This is a genomic window from Dyadobacter sp. (assembly GCF_017744695.1).
Lineage (GTDB): Bacteria > Bacteroidota > Bacteroidia > Cytophagales > Spirosomataceae > Dyadobacter.
This window is the reverse complement of the sequence record NZ_JAGIAS010000004.1, coordinates 383,866-405,243: the sequence shown is the minus strand read 5'-3', so window position 1 is coordinate 405,243 and position 21,378 is coordinate 383,866. Positions and strand designations below refer to the sequence as shown.

Below are 21,378 nucleotides of genomic sequence, written 5' to 3'. Positions count from 1 at the left end.
GGTTATTTTCTAACCGATTCGATGGCGGCGCGGACGCTTCCGTGCGCATCCAGCAGTGATTGCGCCTCATCGGGCGAGATATTCAGTTCATCAATGATCATACGCAACGCCCTGTTGACCAGTTTTTCATTGGTGAGCTGCATATCCACCATTTTGTTCCCTTTTACTTTGCCGAGCCGGATCATAACCGACGTTGAAATCATGTTCAGCGCCAGTTTTTGGGCGGTACCGGATTTCATCCTCGTACTTCCGGTCAAAAATTCGGGTCCAACTACTATTTCGACCGGGTATTCGCACGCTTTGGCAACCGCGGAGCCGTCGTTGCAGACTACGCAGCCAGTCAGCAAACCTGCATTACGTGCCTCATTCAGTCCTCCGATTACATAAGGCGTACGGCCGGATGCTGCGATCCCTATTAATGTATCATTTTCATTTGGCGCATAGGCCGCGAGATCTTTCCACGCCTGGTTCCAGTCGTCTTCCGCATTTTCGACGGCCTTGCGAATGGCAGTATCGCCACCGGCAATGATTCCTACGACCAGGTCGAATGGCACGCCGAATGTAGGCGGGCATTCTGAGGCGTCCACCACGCCCAATCGTCCGCTGGTACCGGCACCGATATAGAAAAGGCGGCCGCCGTTTTTCATCCTCGGAACGATCTGCTCAACCAACGCCTCGATCTGCGGGATCGATTTCTGAACGGCCAGAGGCACGGTCTGATCCTCGCGGTTAATGGAGGTCAGGATATCGTGGACGCTCATTTTTTCGAGGTCATTGTAGTTCGAAGACGATTCGGTTGTCAGCATTGTGGTTCGTTGTTTTTGGAATTCAAAATTAAATGTTTTCCGATAAGGATCTTATACCGGGAAGAAATTTGGTATTTATCGTAGATTAACAACAAAAAAAGCTCTGAATGTTTGGAAAATAAAAAGATAGGCCGCTAATTTGTAACACCAAGTCAAAAGCAGCGAAATTTCGCTAGACTCAAAGGTTACGCTAAAAATGAAATTGACTCTTATCGTCCCGGTCCTAATTATCGTCACGCCGCAAGCGTGAGTGGGATGATAGCACATAACTGGCACCTCACTCACCCAACCGAGTGGGGTGTTTTTATTTTAAATACAATCATTCACCAATGGCGACAGAATTAAACAGATTTTCGAAGACCCTAACCCAGGAAGTAACCAATCCGGCCGCGCAGGCGATGCTTTATGGAATTGGTTTGAAAGAAGAAGACTTTGTTAAACCCCAGATCGGGATTGCCAGCACTGGTTACGAAGGTAATCCGTGCAACATGCACCTGAACGGTTTGTCGGTGTATGTGAAACAAGGGGTGAATGCGAATGATATGGTCGGCCTGATCTTCAACACTATCGGTGTTTCGGATGGTATGACCAACGGAAACGACGGTATGCGTTACTCGCTGCCGAGCCGCGACATTATCGCGGATTCGATCGAAACCGTGGTGGCTGCACAATGGTATGATGGTGTGATCGCGGTCGTAGGTTGTGATAAAAACATGCCTGGCGCTATTATGGCGATGGCCCGCTTGGATCGTCCTGCCATTATGGTGTACGGCGGAACGATCCGTTCCGGACATTATAAAGGACAGAAGCTGGACATTGTTTCGGCATTCGAAGCATTAGGCAAGAAGTTTGCCAACAATATTTCTGACGAAGATTATAAAGGAGTAATCCAGAATTCGATCCCTGGCCAGGGCGCTTGCGGCGGGATGTACACGGCCAATACGATGGCTTCTTCGATCGAGGCAATGGGATTGAGCTTGCCATTCAGCAGCTCTTACCCGGCTACCCACGAAGGCAAGCAGGAGGAATGCAAGAAGATCGGTGCGGCTATGAAGAAATTGCTCGAACTGAACATTACTCCGAAAGATATTATTACTAAAAAATCACTGGAAAACGCATTGACAGTGGTAATGGCGCTCGGCGGCTCTACCAACGCGGCATTGCATTACCTCGCAATCGCTCGCGCAGCGGGTATTCCTTTGACTCTGGATGACATTCAGGCGATTTCAGACCGCACGCCGTTTATCGCGGATTTGAAACCTAGCGGTAAATACTTTATGGAAGATATTCTGGAAATCGGGGGTGTTCCCGCTGTTACCAAGTATTTGTATTCCGTAGGACTCATTCACGGAGATTGCATGACAGTTACGGGTAAAACTGTCGCCGAAAACCTCGCCGAAGCACCTGACTTGAATTTTGAAACCCAGAAAATGGTGTTCCCAATCGAAACGCCGATTAAGCAGACAGGTCACATTCAGGTACTTTACGGTAACCTGGCGCCAGAAGGAGCGGTTGCGAAAATTACCGGTAAGGAAGGTCTGACATTCGACGGCGAAGCGAAAGTGTGCGAGCACGAATCGGAGATCATCGAAATGCTTGCCAAAGGTGAAATTAAAGCCGGCCACGTGGTGGTAATCCGTAATGCAGGCCCGAAAGGCGGTCCGGGTATGTCGGAAATGCTGAAACCTACTTCTGCGGTAATGGGTGCAGGATTGGGCGACAAGATCGCATTGATCACCGACGGTCGTTTCTCAGGCGGCACACACGGTTTCGTAGTGGGCCACATTACCCCGGAAGCATTTGACGGCGGCCCAATCGCATTGGTTAAAGACGGCGACCGAATTTCTATTGACGCCAATACCCGCGTACTGACCCTGCACATTTCCGACCAAGAAATGGCATCCCGCAAAGCAGCCTGGGTACAACCCGCGCCACGCTTTACGAAAGGGATGCTGGGAAGATATATCAGAACCGTGAAATCAGCCAGCGAAGGTTGCGTGACTGACGAAGCGTAAGCATTAGTGAAGATTCATCCGACTAAATAAAATAGAGGTCATGGGATTTAATGAAAATCAAACTGCAACAATTCAGGGCTCGGAACCGGTGGTTTCGGTGGCCAAGCCGGAGCTGATCAATGGCTCGCATGCGGTGATCCAGTCGCTGATTGCGGAAGGGGTGAAAACCATTTTCGGCTATCCGGGCGGCGCGATTATGCCGGTGTACGATGCGATCTATGACTATCAGGATCAGGTCAACCACATTCTCGTGCGCCACGAGCAAGGCGCTGCTCACGCGGCGGAAGGCTTTGCACGCATTACAGGTGAGGTAGGGGTTTGTCTGGTAACGTCGGGCCCGGGTGCTACCAACCTCGTGACAGGTATCGCCGACGCGATCATCGACTCGACGCCGATGGTCTGCATTATCGGCCAGGTCGCTTCGCACTTGCTCGGTACCGACGCATTCCAGGAGACGGATGTAATGGGTATCACGATTCCCATTACCAAATGGAATTATCAGGTCACCAATGCGGATGAGATCCCTGAAATCATTGCCAAGGCATTTTATATAGCAAAATCAGGCCGTCCGGGGCCGGTTTTGATTGATATTACCAAGGATGCACAGCAGAAGCTGATGACTAAGCCTTTTGTACACAAAAAGGTGGAAACATTGCTGAGTTATCACCCGCGCATGGCTCCTAAAGAAGAGCAACTGGCGGCAGCTGCGAAGCTGATCAACCAGGCGAAACGCCCATTCCTGTTTGTAGGTCACGGCGTGCAGATTGCCGGTGCGGAACAAGAATTGATCCGCTTCGTTGAAAAAACGGATATTCCTGTTGCATCGACTTTGCTGGGGCTTTCCTCCATGTCGGTTGACCATCCCAACTATGTAGGCTGGCTGGGAATGCACGGAAACTACGGTACCAACGTCCTGACCAACCAATGCGACCTCATTATCGCTGTCGGAATGCGTTTCGATGACCGCGTTACCGGTGATTTGAGCCGCTATGCGAAACAGGCCAAAGTGGTACACATTGAAATCGACCCGGCGGAGATCGACAAGATCATGAAGGCGGATGCACCCGTAGTGGGTGATGCTAAAATTGCGTTGGAATTGTTGCTTCCATTGGTGAACGAGAATAATCACGAAGCTTGGAAAGCAGAATTCAAGAAGTACGACGCCATTGAAGACCAGAAAATCACGCAGCCGGAATTGGCTCCTACCACGGAGAAAATCAAAATGGCGGAAGTAATCCGCACGCTTTCTGATAAAACCAAAGGTGAAGCGGTGATCGTAGCAGATGTAGGCCAGCACCAGATGATGGCGGCACGCTACTACCAGTTCAAAAAACCGAGCTCGTACATTACTTCGGGCGGTTTGGGAACAATGGGTTACGCATTGCCGGCATCATTCGGAGCGAAAGTGGGTGCGCCCGACCGTGAAGTAGTTGCGATTATCGGTGACGGTTGTTTCCAGATGACCATTCAGGAGCTGGGTACGATTGCACAAAGCGGCCTGCCGGTGAAGATTATCATTCTGAACAACAACTTCCTCGGAATGGTACGCCAGTGGCAACAGCTTTTCCACCAGAAACGCTATTCGTTCGTGGAGTTGCAAAACCCGGATTTCATTACGATCGCAAAAGGTTTCGGTATCGATGGCCATACCTGCGCGAAACGCGAGGATTTGCACGCGTCGCTGGACACCATGCTGGCTTCCGACAAGCCTTACCTGCTCGAAGTATTGGTTGAGAAAGAGGAAAACGTGTTCCCGATGGTGCCAACGGGTGCCTGTGTAGCAGATATCCGTTTGGAATAATATAAAAGAGAAGGAAATTATGACATCATACACCATTTGTGTTTTTACCGAAAATACAATCGGTATTCTCAACAAGATCACAACGATATTCACCCGGCGACGGATCAATATCGACAGCTTAACCGTTTCGGAAACCGAGCGTAAGGGTATTTCCCGGTTTACGATCGTCATCCGCCATGAGTCGCGCGACGCAGTAGAGAAACTGGTCCGCCAGATCCGCAAGATTATTGAAGTACTCGCGGTTTTCGGGTACCTCAATGAGGACATCGCGTACAACGAGATCGCATTGTTCAAGGTTTCGACGCCGATCGGCGCCAAGCCGCTCGATATCGAGACGATCAACAAGACTTACAAGGCCTGGGTCGTGTACTGGCACCTCACTTATGTGATCATCCAGAAGACCGGTACCGAAGAAGAGATCTTTGAATTTTTCGACTATATCAAACCCCACGAGATCCTCGAATTCGTTCGCTCGGGGCGGGTGGCGGTGAGCAAATCGCCTCAGACACTGGTAGATTATCTGCCCGAAGCTGAGTGGGAGTATTACCAATAGTCGGCCAGTTTTTAGTAGTATTGCTTTTAAATTCGTAGTAAATCAATAATCCAATCAATAATCAATGGCAAAATTAAATTTCGGCGGGGTCGAAGAAGAAGTAGTAACCCGTGAAGAATTTCCTCTTGAAAAAGCACGCGAAGTACTTTCTAACGAAACCATCGCTGTAATTGGTTACGGCGTACAAGGCCCAGGCCAAAGCTTGAACATGCGTGACAACGGTTTCAATGTAATCGTTGGTCAGCGTAAAGGTGGTAAGTCTTGGGACAAAGCCGTTGCTGACGGATGGGTACCAGGCGAAACCCTTTTCGACATCGAAGAGGCGCTTGCAAAAGGAACCATCATTTGCTACTTGCTTTCTGACGCAGCTCAGATCGAACTTTGGCCAACTGTTAAAAAACACCTTACTGCTGGAAAATCACTGTATTTCTCACACGGTTTCGGTGTAACTTATAAAGATCAGACCGGCATCGTTCCTCCTGCTGACGTGGATGTGTACCTGGTTGCTCCAAAAGGATCGGGAACTTCACTTCGCCGCCTGTTCGTAGAAGGAAAAGGCTTGAACTCTTCTTTCGCGGTATTCCAGGATGCTACCGGCAAAGCGCGTGAGAAATGTATCGCAATGGGTATCGGTGTAGGTTCAGGTTACCTGTTCGAAACTGATTTCTACCGTGAAGTAACTTCCGACCTTACCGGTGAGCGTGGTACTTTGATGGGTGCTATCCAGGGTATTTTCGCTGCACAATACGAAGTGTTGCGTTCAAATGGCCACACACCATCGGAAGCATTCAACGAAACTGTTGAAGAGCTGACTCAATCGTTGATGCCATTGGTTGCAGAAAACGGTATGGACTGGATGTACGCTAACTGCTCTACTACTGCACAGCGTGGTGCTTTGGACTGGTGGAAACCTTTCCGCGACGCTACCAAGCCTGTTTTCGAGCAACTTTACAACTCTGTAAAGAGCGGCGAGCAAGCTACAATCTCTATCACCCGCAACTCACAGCCTGACTACCGCGTGAAGCTGGAAGCTGAATTGGCTGAATTGCGCGAATCGGAAATGTGGCAGGCAGGTTCTACTGTTCGCGGTCTTCGCCCAGAAAGAAACTAATTGTTTCAAAAATAATCCGTTGCCGTTGACTTAAGTCAACGGCAACGGGATAGAAAATGGAGCTTTGCTTTTTGCAAAGCTCTTTTGTTTCAGAATCATTTATGAGCACTTCACATTCCGTTCCGACTCTCGATAACATATTCCTCGCCGCCGAACGCCTGCGCGGGGTGATTAACCACACACCGATATTTTTTAATGCACATCTTTCGGAGCAGTACGGGGCTAATATTTATCTCAAAAGAGAAGACCTCCAAACCGTTCGCTCTTACAAAATCCGCGGTGCCTACAACAAAATGGCGAGCCTCACGCCCGAAGCCCTCGCGGGCGGGGTCGTGTGTGCGAGCGCGGGCAACCACGCGCAAGGCGTAGCATACGCGTGCCGGAAAATGGAGGTGAAAGGTGCGATTTTTATGCCTACCACCACGCCGGCCCAGAAAGTGAAGCAGGTAAGACTGTTTGGTCAGGAATGGATTGAAATCCATTTGGTAGGTGATACCTATGACGACGCGTACCACGCTTCGATGGCCTACCGCGACAGTACCAATGCCGTTTTTGTGCATCCATTCGATGATTTGCAGGTGATTGAAGGCCAGGGGACCGTTGGTCTGGAAATTTTTAAAGACGCCGATTTCAAAATCGATTACCTGCTGATGGCTATTGGCGGAGGCGGGTTGGCGTCGGGCATTTCCACGGTTTTCAAACAACTCTCCCCTAAAACACAGCTCATAGGTGTGGAGCCTGAAGGGTCACCAACTATGCACAAATCCATTCAGGAGGGGCATGTAGTAACGCTGGATAATATCGACAAGTTTGTGGATGGAGCGGCAGTGAAGCGTGCAGGCGACATTACGTTTGATATTTGCAGCAAGAGTTTGAATCAAATCCTGCTTGTGCCGGAAGGAAAGGTATGCTCGTCGATCCTGCAACTTTATAATGAAGAAGCGATCGTCGCCGAACCTGCCGGGGCATTGACCGTGGCTGCATTGGATTTGATTAAGGAAGATATTAAGGGAAAGAATGTCGTAGTTCTGATCAGCGGCGGTAACAATGACATTACCCGCACCGAGGAAATCAAGGAGCGATCGTTGCTTTATGAAGGGTTGAAGCATTATTTCATTATCCGCTTCCCGCAACGCTCCGGTGCATTCCGGGAGTTTTTGAATGTCCTCGGACCAAATGATGATATTGCTCGATTTGAATACGTCAAGAAAACCAACCGGGAGCAGGGACCTGCATTGGTCGGTATTGAGTTGAAAAGCCGGGAAGACTTTGCCCCGCTGATCGAGCGAATGGATGCGAACCGGGTGGTTTACGAGTATTTGAATGATCAGCCGGATTTGTTTCAGTTTATGGTGTAAAAAATAGAGGGTATTTTCTATGAGCTCAGGTTTACGACGAAAATCGCATTGTGTACTTGTCGGTGCGTTAGTTATTTTGATGGCCTTTTCCCGCAGCTTTGGGCAGGGAAAGATGCTGAATAGCTATATTGTGTCACCCCAAGGCGACACGGTCAGGGGATTTATTCGTTACGACGGCTGGGGTACGAGCCCGATGGCCATCGATTTCACGAAGGAGAAGGATGGTGGAATCGAAAAAGTAGGCCCGGACATAGCAGCTAAGTTCTACCTTGCGCCGCTCAGCGAGCATTATGTCAGTAAAAGAATTGGGATACTAAACATCGATTTGAGCAAAACCTACGAGTTGGCTCCGTCTCTCGAGGCTAAGGACTCGGTAACCGTTTATTTACGGGAGATAACCTCAGGCCCCAAAGCAACCCTATTGGAATACCTGGATCCGACTGAACAGTCGCATTTCTTTCTGGAAAAAGACGGGAAGCTGACGGAATTGTTCAATTATCCTTTTTACAGACTAACTGGCGGGAAAAAGTACCTCATTCAATACGACGAGTATGTGCGCCAATTGCCTGTATTGCTTGGCGACGGTGCCGACAATGGCCCTGTTCGTGGCTATTCTGCGAAGGAGTTGGGGCGTTATGTCGACCGATACAATGGGGTGAATACCTCGCGAAAGCAGAGCAAAGGCGTTGCTGCCGAATCGGAAATGGAGATAGATGCATTTGTGATGGGCGGTATTGAAGCCTGGGAGGAAACCGATGTCAACTTAGGAGCAACGCCTACATTTGGGGTTGGATTGCGTGTGAATTTGCCGAGAAGATTTCACAACAGGTATTTCAAGATACTGTTTGCGACAATGCCCGGTATCTCTGTGAGCAAGGTGTACAATTACATCCCGGACGAAAAAATCAGTTTGAATACCTTGGAGCTTGGTGCAGGAACTTACATGGGTTCTGGTGATTTTCGACCTAACATTGGTTTTGAATACAGCTTTCCCTTGGATAGCTGGCGAACGTCCATTTTGGGGCCGCATGTTGGAGTTTCTTTTCGGAGGCAATTCAGTTTCGAAGTCTCCCATTTTGCAAATTTTTCATCGTTGGTTTCAGACGAGGTTACGTTTTTCAATCGCCCGCGCATCAGTTTGAACTACTACCTCAATCTGAACAAACTTTTCAAAAGCCGGAAATAACTTTCTGCCCAACCATGCTCCGCGTACCATCCGATATCAGCTCCCAGGAATTCGAGTCCCTGAAAATTCAGGACATGACCTTCGTGGCGTATCGGAATGAGGTGTATCCTTCCAAATACGATGTGTTTTTTGAGGAGCATGCGGTGATTGTAGTGCTGGAAGGTGAGAAGAAATTTACCAGTCCGACCCAGGAAGTGCATGTCGAAAAAGGGGATATTCTGTTCATTCAGAGGGGTTTTTACTTGATGTCGGAGTCCATCCACGAGGCTTATAAAAGTCTGGTTTTCTTCTTTGATGAAAAGCTTTTAAAAGAATTCGTGGGTCTGCACCCGGAGCTTTTCGATGTGCAAAAAAATGCTGAAAGCGTTGAATATCCGATTTTGCTCTTGAAGTCGGATGATAACTTCGAGAAGTTCATCCAATCGGTATTCCCTTATTTCCGCTCGCGGACGGAGTTGAAGAACCACTTTCTAAGACTGAAATTCCAGGAACTGCTGCTTCATTTAATGGAGCTGGATAATTCAAGCCAGCTGCGGGGTATTTTGTACAGCCTGTATAAAGGTGAAAAGGTAGATCTTTCGTTTTTAATGAACAGCTACTATTTGAAACCGCTGACGCTAAATGAGCTTGCACGCCTTTCCGGCCGTAGCCTCTCCGCATTTAAACGGGACTTTCAGGACGAATTCAACACTTCGCCTGCATTATGGCTGAAAAACAAGCGGCTGGATTATGCCGATTTTCTGTTGAGGAATAGTACGAAGAACGTGTCGGAGATCAGTACCGAGATCGGTTACGAGAGCGTTTCGCATTTTATCAAGACTTATAAAGAGAAGTACGGGACGACGCCGAAACGGCAGGGGTGAAGGGGCTGTGCCAATGAAGGTAAATGACTATCTTTGTTTACACTAATATTGGAATCAGCAAATGGAGGCAATACACGTTTATCCGACCAAAGATCAGGAAAAGGCGGTAATCGCTTTTCTGGAAGCAATGCAAGTTCCGTTTTACAAAGACGAAGAACTGCCGGAACACGTGTTGAAAGGAATTCAGACCGGGAGGGAGGAGATACAGGCCGGTCATTACATGACATTGGACGAATTCAGAAACAGAAAACCGGATAGTGACTTATGAGGTGATCTTGGCGCCCACGGCCGTCGAAACATTCGATGCCATTTATGACCAAATTGAATCAAGGTTTGGTAAAAACGTTGCCAGGCAATTTAACCGCAGGGTAATTCATGTCTTAGATACGATAAGTCTCACTCCTTTCATCTTCAAAGGCACCCGGCAAAATCCAAACGTTCGCAAAGGCTGGATTCACAAGAACTGCTCATTTTTCTACGAAGTCGAAGGTGATCAAATACACGTTCTTTTCTTTTGGGACAATCGGCAAGAGCCGCTGATGGAACATGACGATTTGGAATAAAGATTTCCGCTCAAACCCTACACCCAAACCAAAATCACTATTTTTTGAACCGTTACCGTTATACATATTCGTTTAAATATGCGGTAATTTGTAATGTCGGTTCTCCTTCTGAGAAAGGCGTTGATTATCAGCTCTTTCTTTGAAGCCGAACGACGAGGCGAAATTCTAATTTTAATCAAAATGAGTAATCAAGCGAGTACCCTTTTCGACAAAGTGTGGGATGCCCACGTTGTCCGTAAAATCGAGGATGGTCCGGATGTGTTCTTCATCGACCGCCACTTTATCCATGAAGTAACGAGCCCCGTTGCTTTCCTAGGACTCGAAACCAGAGGTATCGGTGTGATGTACCCTGAGCGTACTTTCGCGACGGCCGACCACAACACCCCGACCATTAACCAGCACCTTCCGGTTCAGGACCCGCTTTCAGCCAATCAGTTGAAAGCCCTCGAAGCGAATGCTGCGAAATACGGCATTTCACACTGGGGATTGGGTCACGCCCGCAATGGTATCGTCCACGTGGTGGGACCTGAGAATGGTATTACGCTACCAGGTATGACTATCGTTTGCGGTGACTCGCACACTTCTACCCATGGTGCTTTCGGCGCGATCGCGTTCGGTATCGGTACTTCGGAGGTGGAAATGGTACTTTCGTCGCAATGCATTATGCAGCCCAAGCCGAAGAAAATGCGTGTAAACGTAAATGGCCAGCTGGGCAAAGGCGTGACGCCGAAAGACGTGACGCTTTATATCATTTCGAAATTGACAACTGCCGGTGCGACGGGTTACTTCGTTGAGTATGCAGGGGATGTTTTCGAAAATATGTCGATGGAAGGCCGTATGACCGTCTGCAACATGAGCATCGAAATGGGTGCCCGCGGCGGTATGATCGCTCCCGACGAAACGACTTTTGCCTACATCAACGGCCGCGAGCAGGCTCCGAAGGGCGAGAAGTGGGACAAGGCATTGGCTTACTGGAAGACTTTAAAAACAGACGAAGGCGCTGTTTTTGACAAAGAATATAACTTCGATGCAGCCGACATCGAGCCGATGATCACGTACGGTACCAACCCGGGAATGGGCCAGGGTATCACCCGCGCGATCCCTACTTCGGATCAGGTAGAAGGTGGTAAGGCTACTTACGATAAGTCGCTGAACTACATGGGCTTCCATGAGAACGAAAATATGCTAGGCAAGAAAATCGATTACGTTTTCATCGGTAGCTGTACCAATGGCCGTATCGAGGACTTCCGAGCATTCGCTTCAATCGTGAAGGGCCGCAAGAAGGCTGATAATGTAACGGCGTGGATCGTTCCGGGCTCGCACATTGTGGAGGCACAAATTAAAGAAGAAGGTATTCTGGATATTTTGACCGAAGCTGGTTTCGAATTGCGTCAGCCTGGCTGCTCGGCTTGTCTCGCAATGAACGACGACAAGGTCCCTGCCGGTAAGTATGCGGTAAGTACCTCCAACCGTAACTTCGAAGGTCGCCAGGGCCCAGGCGCACGTACGTTGCTCGCAAGCCCGCTCGTAGCCGCCGCCGCAGCGGTAACGGGCGTGGTTACGGATCCGAGGACGTTGCTTTGAGGGTATTAAGCGATAGGCTTTAGGCGATAGGCTATAAGCTAAAAGCAGATTACAATTAACACACTATGAGAGATTTCAGGAAGTATGAGGTATGGAGAGTTAGCCATGAGTTTGTTCTTGATGTTTACACCAAAACGCGAAAATTTCCGTCGAATGAAACATATGGTGTTACTTCGCAGATCAGGAGGGCATCTGTTTCAATTCCAACGAATTTAGCAGAGGGAGGTGGCAGAACGACAGACTCGGAGTTCGCAAGATTCATACATATTTCATTGGGTTCTGCCCACGAAGTTGAATATCTCTTACAGCTCTCAAAGGATTTAAAATATCTTTCAGAAACGGATTATTTATCACTGAACGAAAGAATTAACCTGATAAAGAGAATGCTGTACAATCTGGAAAAAAGCATTACAAAAAAAGCCTAAAGCTTAAAGCTTAGGGCATAAAGCATTAAACAATGGCTTACGATAAATTCACCATACTGAAAAGCTCGGCAGTACCTTTGCCGATCGAAAACGTCGATACCGACCAGATCATCCCTGCACGCTTCCTGAAAGCGACCAAGCGTGAAGGATTTGGCGACAACCTCTTCCGCGACTGGCGCTTCAACGGCGACGATACGCCGAAGCAGGACTTCGTGTTGAACAACCCTATTTACTCCGGTAAGATCCTCGTAGGAGGCCACAACTTCGGTAGCGGTTCCAGTCGTGAGCACGCTGCGTGGGCGATCTACGACTACGGTTTCCGTTGCGTGGTTTCGAGCTTTTTTGCAGATATTTTCAAAGGTAACTCATTGAATATCGGCATTTTGCCGGTGCAGGTGAGCCCTGAATTTTTGAACGAAATATTCGAAGCAATCGAGGCTGATCCGAATGCAGAACTGGAAGTGAACCTGCCTGAGCAGACTATTACGATCGTCGCTACCGGAGAAAAAGAGTCCTTTGACATCAATGGTTATAAAAAACATAACCTGATGAACGGCTTCGACGATATCGATTATCTGCAAGCTATGAAGGGAGAGATCAAGGAGTTTGAAGCAGAGAGAATATTTTAACGGCAATCGGCTATCGGCCGTCGGCAATCGGCAATTGGCTATCACATTTTTCTGACAGCCAACACCCGACCGCCGATAGCCGAAATCCGACCGCCGACAGCCGCTTATGACTAGTCGCTACATTGAAATAATGGACACGACACTCCGCGATGGTGAACAAACCAGCGGGGTGTCGTTTTCCGCATCAGAAAAACTGACCATCGCCCAGATCCTGTTGCAGGAAGTGAAGGTCGATCGCATTGAAGTGGCCTCGGCACGTGTGTCGGAGGGAGAATTTCAGGCGGTTAAGAAAATCACGGATTGGGCGGGGAAGAATGGTTTTCTGGATAAAATAGAAGTACTCACATTTGTCGACGGCGATGCGTCCATTAACTGGATGGTGCAGGCTGGTGCGAAAGTGATGAACCTCCTCACGAAAGGGTCGCTGAACCATTTGACCCATCAGCTCAAAAAATCGCCGGAAGCGCATTTCGAAGATATTCGGAATGTAGTTGAACTCGCAGAGACTAAGGGCATTCAATGCAATGTGTACCTAGAAGATTGGAGCAATGGAATGCGTAACTCGAAAGAATATGTATTCCAATCACTGGATTTTCTGACCACGTTGCCTGTAAAGCGCATCTTATTGCCTGATACACTGGGCGTTCTGACCCCTTCCGAGTCATATGCATTCGTGAAGGAGATTGTGGATCGTTATCCGAACCACCATTTCGAATTCCATGCACATAACGACTATGACCTGAGCGTGGCAAATGTGATGGAAGCACTTCGCGCAGGTGCGCATGGGTTACACCTGACGGTGAACGGTATGGGCGAGCGCACAGGTAACGCACCGCTTGCGAGCACGATCGCGGTGATCAATGACCTGATGCCCGAATGCACGACGGCCGTGAATGAAAAGTCGCTGTACTCGATCAGCAAGCTGGTGGAGACGTTTTCGGGTATCCGCATTCCTGCGAATAAACCTATTGTAGGGGAGAGCGTTTTTACGCAAACTGCCGGTATTCATGCAGATGGTGATAAAAAGAACAATCTCTATTTCAGCAAACTGATGCCGGAGCGTTTCGGACGTCAGCGCTTGTATGCATTGGGTAAAACTTCCGGAAAGGCGAATATCGAAAACAACCTGCGCGATCTGGGGATTTCGCTCTCAGACGCAGACCTTAAAAAGGTAACGCAACGCATTATCGAGCTTGGCGACCGCAAGGAAGTGGTAACGCCGGAGGATTTGCCTTACATTATCTCCGATATTCTCGATAGTGACGCGATCGAAGAAAAGGTCGTTATTACCAATTACGTGCTCACGCATTCTAAAAACCTGAAACCTTCTGCCACATTGCAGATATCTTTTGGCGAGGAGGTTTTTGAGGAAAATGCGCAGGGCGACGGTCAATACGATGCATTTATGAATGCATTGAAGAAGATTTACGCAAAAAAGGGAATCGACCTGCCTATGCTGAGCGACTATACCGTGCGGATTCCGCCGGGTGGTAAGACAGATGCATTGTGCGAAACGATCATTACCTGGGAAATCAATGGCAAGGAAGTCAAAACGCGTGGTTTGGACTCAGATCAGACGTTTGCGGCGATCAAGGCTACCCAGAAAATGCTGAACCTGATCGGTGTTCCCGATCATAAGATTACCCCCGAGCCAATCATTACTTTATAATTTGTTGATTATCAATTAAACCACTTAATGAAAAAGCATATCCTTATCGTTCCGGGCGACGGAATCGGACAAGAAGTTACAGAGGTAGGAAAGGCAGTGTTGGTAAAAATCGCCGAGAAATTCGGTCATGAATTCACTTACGACGAAGCATTGATGGGCCACGTGGCCATCGAAGCGACAGGTAACCCGCTTCCCGACGAGACATTGGAAAAGATGCGTAATTCCGATGCGATCCTTTTTGGTGCGGTTGGTCACCCGAAATATGACAATGATCCTACTGCCAAAGTTCGCCCTGAGCAAGGCTTGCTGAAAATGCGTAAGGAGCTTGGTTTGTATGCTAACCTTCGTCCGATCAAGTTGTTCGATGAGTTGCTGGGGGCTTCTTCTATCCGTCCTGAAATTTTGAAAGGTTCGGATATCCTTTTCTTCCGTGAGCTTACCGGCGATATTTATTTTGGAGAAAAAGGCCGCAAAAACGACAACAATACTGCCTACGACATCGCGGAATACAGCCGTTACGAGGTAGAGCGCATTGCTCGTAAAGCTTTCGAAGCCGCGCGTACGCGTGGAAAACGTCTTTGCTCTGTAGATAAGGCAAACGTTCTCGAGACCAGCCGTCTGTGGCGTGAAGTGGTTCAGGCATTGGCTCCTGAATATCCGGACATTACCGTTGAGCACCAGTTCGTGGATGCAGCGGCGATGATGCTCATCAAAGATCCTAAGCGTTTTGACGTAGTTGTGACTGCTAATTTGTTCGGAGATATCCTTACCGACGAGGCTAGCCAGATCGCCGGATCGATGGGAATGCTCGCTTCGGCGTCTGTTGGCGATAGCACCGGCGTTTACGAGCCGATCCACGGCTCAGCCCACGACATTACCGGTAAAGGTGTTGCAAATCCCTTGGCATCAGTACTTTCTGCTGCATTGCTCCTCGATATTTCATTTGGTTTGAAAGAAGAATCGGAAGCGATTATTTCGGCGGTTGACAAGTTGCTGAAAGATGGTTTCAGAACTCGTGACATTGCCGATGTAACCACACCGGCTGACAAGATCCTGAATACCCAACAGGCTGGCGAAGAGCTTTTGAAAAGAATTTAAAAAATTTCAAAGTTTTGCCAAACAATATTTGTTGCATTCAAAACTTGTGCTTTCTTTGCAGAAGAAAATCGCGGTGAGCGAAATTTCGCAACATGAACATGAGCCAACAAGATAACCTCATTCTCAATCTCCAGCAGCTACCGTGAGGCCGGGAAAGGTTATGTTTTGATAAGTTACAGACCCTTTCCCGTGACAAGGAAAGGGTTTTATATTGCCTGAAATATTGTTAAATTCGTGTCCCATAAAAAAATTAATACCCACCAATGAGTAATCGAGTTCAGATCTTCGACACTACTTTACGAGACGGCGAGCAGGTGCCGGGCAGCCAATTGACCACAGAGGAAAAAATTGTTGTTGCCACACAACTCGAAAAGCTGGGGGTAGATATCATCGAAGCCGGCTTCCCGGTTTCAAGTCCCGGAGATTTTCGTTCTGTGGTAGAAATCTCCAAAGCTGTGCGTGAGCCGATCATTTGTGCGCTTTCACGTGCGGTGCAAGGCGATATCGACGCGGCAGCGGATGCATTGCAGTATGCTAAACGGGCACGGATCCACACCGGAATCGGATCGTCGGACATTCACATTCAGCATAAATTCAACACGACCCGCGAGAAAATCATCGAAAGAGCGATCGCGGCTACGAAATATGCTAAAACCAAGGTGGAAGATGTGGAATTTTACTGTGAAGATGCAGGCCGTGCCGACCTCGCTTTCCTTTCCCAACTGGTAGAAGCGGTGATTGGTGCGGGGGCAACGGTAGTTAATATTCCTGACACGACAGGTTACTGCCTGCCTGACGAGTACGGAAACAAAATCAAATACATATTCGAACATGTTTCGAATATTCATAAAGCCACTATTTCGATCCACTGCCATAACGACCTCGGGTTGGCAACTGCGAACTCTATCGCGGGTATCAATCAGGGCGCGCGTCAGGTAGAGGTGACTATCAACGGTATCGGCGAGCGTGCCGGTAACACTTCGTTGGAAGAGGTGGTAATGGCATTGAAAGTGCACCAGGAGTTGGGCCTGGAAACGGGCATTAACACGCAGCATATCTATCCGACCAGCCAATTGGTGTCGAAAATGATGCGCATGCCGGTGCAGGCAAACAAGGCGATCGTTGGGCGCAATGCATTTGCACACTCATCGGGTATTCACCAGGACGGCTTCCTGAAAAACAACCTGAACTACGAGATCATGAACCCGCAGGATGTGGGCGTTGATAAGTCGGACATCGTGTTAACAGCACGCAGCGGACGCCATGCATTGAAGCACCGTCTGGAGTTACTTGGATTCTCTTTCGAAAAACCTGTGCTCGACGAGTTGTACACGCGCTTTCTCGAAGTAGCCGATATCAAGAAAGAAGTAAACGACGGGGATCTGGTTGAGCTGGTGCGTACAGCAGAAGCAGTTTAATTAGAATATCCTTAGAATTAGTTAACAGCTTGAATCTGAATTTGATGTTTTAAAGAATTTTTTGTAAGATTACATATTCAATAACATCCATCAGATTGCAAAAAGCCCTCGGTGATTCTGACTAAGGGCTTTTTCTTTGTTTTATAGGATAATGGTACGGTTGTGGTGAATGAAAACCCGGTCGTTAAACACCAGTTTCAGTGCCTTCGACAACACTGCTTTTTCCGTATCTTTTCCCAAAGTAGCCATATCCGAAGCGGTCAGTTTGTGATCGACTTCCTTCACATCTTGCGCAATGATCGGACCTTCGTCGAGATCATTATTTACAAAATGCGCGGTTGCTCCAATGATTTTCACCCCGCGTTCGTATGCCTGCCGGTAAGGGTTTGCCCCGATAAATGCAGGAAGGAACGAATGATGAATATTCACGATCCGGTTTGGAAAGCGCTCGACAAATTGTGGCGTGATGATACGCATGTATTTGGCCAGCACCACGTAATCGGGACGGTAAATATCTAATGTCCTCAGTATCGCTTCTTCATGTTCTTCCCGACTCTTATTTTCATGTGAAATAAAATGAAACGGTATCCCGAATTTGCCCACGAGTGGCTGTAAGGTATTATAGTTACTTACGACTGCCAGAATAGTGGCATCCAGCTCATTGAATGCATAGCGGATGAGCAGTTCGCCCAGGCAATGGTGCTCCTTGGTGACCATCAGCACAATATCCTTGTTCTTCTTAGGATTAATCCGCAGGTTCAGTCCGCCCGGTAATTCGGATTGTAGCGCTTTTAATAATTCGGGTATATCCGTGTCTCCCTCAAATTCTGTACGCATAAAGAAATAGCGCGAAGGACTTACGTACTCGTCGTTGCTAATGATATTCTGATTATGGGCAAAGAGAATGCGGGTAACATGATAGATCAGCCCCTTATGATCGGGGCCGTCCATTAATAAGATATGTCTTTGACTCATGGGGTCTACTTCTAACGCTTAGTGGGCCTCAAATATACGACGGATGAATGCTATTAAAGGCTGGGCGAGAGCGCATTTTCATCGTATTTGTAACTATTCAAAAGGCATCTGTGTTAACCAGAAATCGAAAAGTATTTTACGATTATGGCAGAAACATTATTCATACCGACGGATACAAGCAGAAGACAAGTTTATGAAGTGCTTTTTCCACAAATCGAAGCGCTGATTGCCGATGAAAGTGACCTTACGGCTAACCTCGCGAATATAACTGCGGTTTTAAAGGAAGCACTCGGCTTTTTTTGGGTAGGGTTTTATTTAGTTAAGGAAGGACAATTGGTATTGGGGCCTTTTCAGGGGCCGATTGCATGTACGCGCATACCGTTCCACAAGGGTGTATGCGGCGCCAGCTATACGCGTGCGGAAACGATTATCGTGCCCGATGTGGAGCAGTTTCCAGGCCATATCGCGTGCAGCTCTGCATCGCGTTCCGAAATAGTAGTGCCGGTTTTTCACAGAAACGGAACCGTTGCCATGGTGCTGGACGTGGATAGCGATCAGCTCGACGATTTCAATGAAACCGATCAGGAAGCCTTGGAGAAAATAGCCTCCCTGATTACCAGGAAACTCTGATTGCTAATAAAAATGCCTCGTCGGAATAGCCGACGAGGCAACAAAATAGCTTCAATTAGTGTCAGTTCAATGAAAACATGGGCAAGCGAAGAGCTACCACATTATTGAACATAAGCTTGGTTATTTTGGGATCCATATAATCGATCAGCGGAAATTCCGAAACGAGCGACATAACTTCAAATTCAGTTTCTGCGCGAACCACACACCAGAGTCTCGAATAGTCGTCGGACAAAGCATAAGACATCAGCCTTCCTTGCTCCATCAGTTCATTAATCTTTTTTCTCTGAGCAGGTATTTTTGCTGTGAAATCTTCCGACATGACAGCCGGCAGCTGGATTTCAACCATATATTGGCTCATGGGGCGATAGATTTTAGGTTGTACTTATTAAATGATATGCGCTTCTGAATAGTTCCTTAGCGTAATGTACCGAACATTTGGCAATAGTTTTTTGAGGTGTTCCAACCATTTTGATAATGAGGGTGTCAGACAATTTACGACGGACTCGAGAGAGCGGGCCGGATCATAACGCAACAGTAATCGGCTATCTTATGGATAGAGGTGCTGAATTTATTTACAACCCGAACGAAGCACCCCTAACCTTCGGATGACGTTTAACGAAAAGGAACTGGTGACAGGCTGCAAGCAGCGCAACCGCATCGCCCAGAAACAGCTGTATGATGTTTTTGGGGGTAAGTTGTTCGCTATTTGTCTGCGCTACACGAAAAACCGCGCCGATGCGGAGGATGTGTTGCAGGATGCCTTCATCAAGATTTACGAAAACATAGATTCTTTCAGGAGCGACAGCCCGCTGGAATACTGGCTTAGGTCGGTGGTCGTGAATACGGCGCTGAACCATTTGAGGCAGCAGAAATACCTGAAAGAGCTCGACGATATAGATGTACATCATAATGGTTTGTCGGACAGGGAATTCACGCTGGGGAATTTCCAGATGCAGCAACTCATGGAAATGATCCGCGAATTGCCGCCCGGTTGCCAGACAATCTTCAATCTGTACGCGATTGAAGGTTACCAGCACAATGAGATTGCCCAGATGTTGGGTATCTCCGAGGGAACGTCCAAGTCACAATACTCTCGGGCCAGGACCTTACTTCAACAGAAGTTGAACAAAGAAAAAAGATTTGATGATGGATCCGTCCAACATAAACAATTTTGAGGATCAGTGGAGAAAGGCCTTGCAGGAGGCTTGCGAAACTCCCCCGCCGTCTGTGTGGGAGGGTATCGAAGCGCGTCTTGACAAGGAGCAGGAGAAGGTTGTTCCGATGTGGTGGCAGTCACCGAAAGTGTGGTATGCCGCCGCGTCGATCGTTGCATTGCTGCTGGTAGGCGGCGGACTTTGGTTGTCGGGTATTAAAACCGATAGTAACAGCCCGCAAGTGGCTGTAACCAGAAAACCAGCAGGTGTATTGGAAAGTGAAAGTGCTGAAACGGCTCAACATGCTCCGTCCGTGGGTGAGAGTCCGAATACGGAGAAAGTGGCTGCCGCAGGCGGGCCTAAAACGGCATCAATAAAAGCTGGGCAACAAGAGCCCATCGAATCAAGGGTAGAGATTGCGGCAGCGAGAAACGGGAATGCGAATGAGGAGCGCGAAAATACATTTGCCAAAACTGCAAACTCCGCGATTGAGCAGGCCGGTGTGAGAGTGGGTGTCGATACGCAGAGACCTGCTGCAAAATATGACTCTGTGAATGAGGTAATTAATTCAGCCTCTGTGGCTGTTGAAAACGTGCAGCCTTCGGAAATTGCCGTGGTAAAAGCGGCAGGAAATAGTAACGCGGCCGGATGGGAGGATCAAAATAAAACGATCTCAGCGCAGCTGCTGGCCTCTTTGCCTTACAGCGACCTGGACGTATATGTACAAAAACGCCATGTTTTCTTCCGCCCTCACTTGCAAATTGAAGAGCCTGTAAAGAAGAAAAAGCCGAAAGAATATTTTGCGGGAGTGGGTGTGATGCCGGCATCGTTTAACCCGGATGTGCAGCTGAAAGAAGCACCTATGGCTTTTTCAGCACAGTCGGTGAGCCAAAGGCGGGCGACCACCGGATCAAGTGAAGCACGGGCTTCGTATGCGGTACAGACCCAGGGCGGCGTGCGGTTGTCGAAACATTGGTCTGTGGAAACCGGGATAAGCTACCTCCGGGGTAATTCGGCTTACGAAGGTGGAGGTTATGTGCTGAATCCCTACAACAGTTTGTCTTCGAATGTTTTGGAGAATGCATTGGCGGGCTTGAACACCGCGGCGAATAGTCCGGCTGCCGATAAAGCGGCGGGCTTCAATAATGGTGCATTATATATTGATGTGGCCAAGAAAGTAAGCAATAATTACCAATACCTCCAATTGCCGGTTCAGGCCGGGTTTACATTAAATCCGGACAAGAAATTCAGCTATTCGGTGCTGGGTGGGATGATGGCCAATTTCTTTCTGGTAAACGAACTGGAATCGGCGTCCGGAGATATTATCAGGACCACAGCGAGCGATGATATTTACCGTGGTACAAATTGGGCCGCGACAACGGGATTGCGATTAAATTACAAGCTCTCTTCAAACTGGGCTGCTAACCTGACGGGTTCATACCAAAAGGCTGTCTCATCGGGTTTCAAATCCAATCAAAGCCTCGATTCGCATCCTTATTTATACGGAGTATCCTGGTCCGTTCGCTATTCTTTTTGAGAT

General features: G+C 48.2%; 21 protein-coding genes. 18 read left to right on the top strand and 3 right to left on the bottom strand.

What is annotated here, in order from left to right; translation table 11 throughout:
* Positions 1 to 2: 2 nt before the first annotated feature.
* Positions 3 to 806, bottom strand: coding sequence for an N-acetylmuramic acid 6-phosphate etherase (gene murQ / locus J7619_RS17815; protein ID WP_291201321.1), 804 nt, complete (start codon positions 804 to 806; stop codon positions 3 to 5).
* Between the two features lie 329 nt (positions 807 to 1,135).
* On the opposite strand from murQ, the gene ilvD reads away from it, so the two are divergent.
* From ilvD to J7619_RS17745, 15 genes are all read left to right on the top strand, one after another.
* Positions 1,136 to 2,821, top strand: a complete 1,686-nt coding sequence (gene ilvD, locus J7619_RS17810; protein ID WP_291201318.1) for a dihydroxy-acid dehydratase — start codon at positions 1,136 to 1,138, stop codon at positions 2,819 to 2,821.
* A 40-nt stretch (positions 2,822 to 2,861) separates the two neighbouring features.
* Positions 2,862 to 4,622 (top strand): biosynthetic-type acetolactate synthase large subunit, encoded by a 1,761-nt coding sequence (gene ilvB / locus J7619_RS17805; RefSeq protein WP_291201315.1) that lies wholly within the window; start codon positions 2,862 to 2,864, stop codon positions 4,620 to 4,622.
* A gap of 19 nt (positions 4,623 to 4,641) precedes the next feature.
* Complete coding sequence (gene ilvN / locus J7619_RS17800; protein WP_106595787.1) at positions 4,642 to 5,175, top strand: acetolactate synthase small subunit; 534 nt, start codon at positions 4,642 to 4,644, stop codon at positions 5,173 to 5,175.
* A 64-nt stretch (positions 5,176 to 5,239) separates the two neighbouring features.
* A complete protein-coding gene (gene ilvC / locus J7619_RS17795; protein WP_223405917.1) occupies positions 5,240 to 6,286 on the top strand; it encodes a ketol-acid reductoisomerase in 1,047 nt (348 codons plus the stop codon).
* Between the two features lie 101 nt (positions 6,287 to 6,387).
* Positions 6,388 to 7,644: a threonine ammonia-lyase IlvA gene (ilvA, locus tag J7619_RS17790; RefSeq protein ID WP_106595785.1), complete on the top strand. Its 1,257-nt coding sequence runs from the start codon at positions 6,388 to 6,390 to the stop codon at positions 7,642 to 7,644.
* 130 nt (positions 7,645 to 7,774) lie between these two features.
* Entirely contained in the window at positions 7,775 to 8,830 is a 1,056-nt protein-coding gene (locus J7619_RS17785; RefSeq protein ID WP_291201305.1) for a hypothetical protein, read from the top strand.
* Positions 8,831 to 8,844: 14 nt separating this feature from the next.
* Positions 8,845 to 9,693, top strand: a complete 849-nt coding sequence (locus J7619_RS17780; protein ID WP_291201302.1) for a response regulator transcription factor — start codon at positions 8,845 to 8,847, stop codon at positions 9,691 to 9,693.
* Positions 9,694 to 9,754: 61 nt separating this feature from the next.
* Positions 9,755 to 9,961: a hypothetical protein gene (locus tag J7619_RS17775; RefSeq protein ID WP_291201299.1), complete on the top strand. Its 207-nt coding sequence runs from the start codon at positions 9,755 to 9,757 to the stop codon at positions 9,959 to 9,961.
* Complete coding sequence (locus J7619_RS32285; RefSeq protein WP_409012743.1) at positions 9,951 to 10,256, top strand: type II toxin-antitoxin system RelE/ParE family toxin; 306 nt, start codon at positions 9,951 to 9,953, stop codon at positions 10,254 to 10,256. Before J7619_RS17775 ends, J7619_RS32285 begins: the two co-directional genes overlap by 11 nt.
* Before the next feature lie 180 nt (positions 10,257 to 10,436).
* Complete coding sequence (gene leuC, locus J7619_RS17770) at positions 10,437 to 11,840, top strand: 3-isopropylmalate dehydratase large subunit (protein WP_291201296.1); 1,404 nt, start codon at positions 10,437 to 10,439, stop codon at positions 11,838 to 11,840.
* A gap of 65 nt (positions 11,841 to 11,905) precedes the next feature.
* On the top strand, positions 11,906 to 12,265 hold the full coding sequence (locus J7619_RS17765; protein ID WP_291201293.1) for a four helix bundle protein: 360 nt from the start codon (positions 11,906 to 11,908) through the stop codon (positions 12,263 to 12,265).
* 32 nt (positions 12,266 to 12,297) lie between these two features.
* Positions 12,298 to 12,894, top strand: coding sequence for a 3-isopropylmalate dehydratase small subunit (leuD, locus tag J7619_RS17760; protein ID WP_291201290.1), 597 nt, complete (start codon positions 12,298 to 12,300; stop codon positions 12,892 to 12,894).
* 106 nt (positions 12,895 to 13,000) lie between these two features.
* Entirely contained in the window at positions 13,001 to 14,563 is a 1,563-nt protein-coding gene (locus J7619_RS17755) for an alpha-isopropylmalate synthase regulatory domain-containing protein (RefSeq protein ID WP_291201288.1), read from the top strand.
* Positions 14,564 to 14,590: 27 nt separating this feature from the next.
* Positions 14,591 to 15,661 carry a 3-isopropylmalate dehydrogenase gene (gene leuB, locus J7619_RS17750; protein WP_291201285.1) on the top strand — a complete coding sequence of 357 codons (1,071 nt, stop codon included), beginning with the start codon at positions 14,591 to 14,593 and terminating at the stop codon, positions 15,659 to 15,661.
* A 263-nt stretch (positions 15,662 to 15,924) separates the two neighbouring features.
* Positions 15,925 to 17,079 carry a 2-isopropylmalate synthase gene (locus J7619_RS17745; RefSeq protein WP_291201282.1) on the top strand — a complete coding sequence of 385 codons (1,155 nt, stop codon included), beginning with the start codon at positions 15,925 to 15,927 and terminating at the stop codon, positions 17,077 to 17,079.
* 141 nt (positions 17,080 to 17,220) lie between these two features.
* On the opposite strand, the gene purU is transcribed toward J7619_RS17745, so the two are convergent.
* Positions 17,221 to 18,054 (bottom strand): formyltetrahydrofolate deformylase, encoded by an 834-nt coding sequence (purU, locus tag J7619_RS17740; protein WP_291201279.1) that lies wholly within the window; start codon positions 18,052 to 18,054, stop codon positions 17,221 to 17,223.
* A 144-nt stretch (positions 18,055 to 18,198) separates the two neighbouring features.
* Between purU and J7619_RS17735 the strand changes: the two genes are divergently transcribed.
* Positions 18,199 to 18,684 (top strand): GAF domain-containing protein, encoded by a 486-nt coding sequence (locus J7619_RS17735; protein ID WP_291201276.1) that lies wholly within the window; start codon positions 18,199 to 18,201, stop codon positions 18,682 to 18,684.
* A gap of 61 nt (positions 18,685 to 18,745) precedes the next feature.
* Here the strand turns inward: J7619_RS17735 and J7619_RS17730 are convergent, their stop codons facing one another.
* Positions 18,746 to 19,042 carry a muconolactone Delta-isomerase family protein gene (locus J7619_RS17730; protein ID WP_090149248.1) on the bottom strand — a complete coding sequence of 99 codons (297 nt, stop codon included), beginning with the start codon at positions 19,040 to 19,042 and terminating at the stop codon, positions 18,746 to 18,748.
* A gap of 247 nt (positions 19,043 to 19,289) precedes the next feature.
* On the opposite strand from J7619_RS17730, the gene J7619_RS17725 reads away from it, so the two are divergent.
* Together J7619_RS17725 and J7619_RS17720 are read left to right on the top strand one after the other, a co-directional pair.
* The gene (locus J7619_RS17725) at positions 19,290 to 19,859 is read left to right on the top strand and encodes an RNA polymerase sigma factor (RefSeq protein ID WP_291201273.1); all 570 of its coding nucleotides are present in this window, start codon (positions 19,290 to 19,292) and stop codon (positions 19,857 to 19,859) included.
* Positions 19,828 to 21,375, top strand: a complete 1,548-nt coding sequence (locus tag J7619_RS17720) for an outer membrane beta-barrel protein (protein ID WP_291201271.1) — start codon at positions 19,828 to 19,830, stop codon at positions 21,373 to 21,375. The genes J7619_RS17725 and J7619_RS17720 overlap by 32 nt, the downstream gene beginning before the upstream one ends.
* Positions 21,376 to 21,378 lie beyond the last annotated feature (3 nt).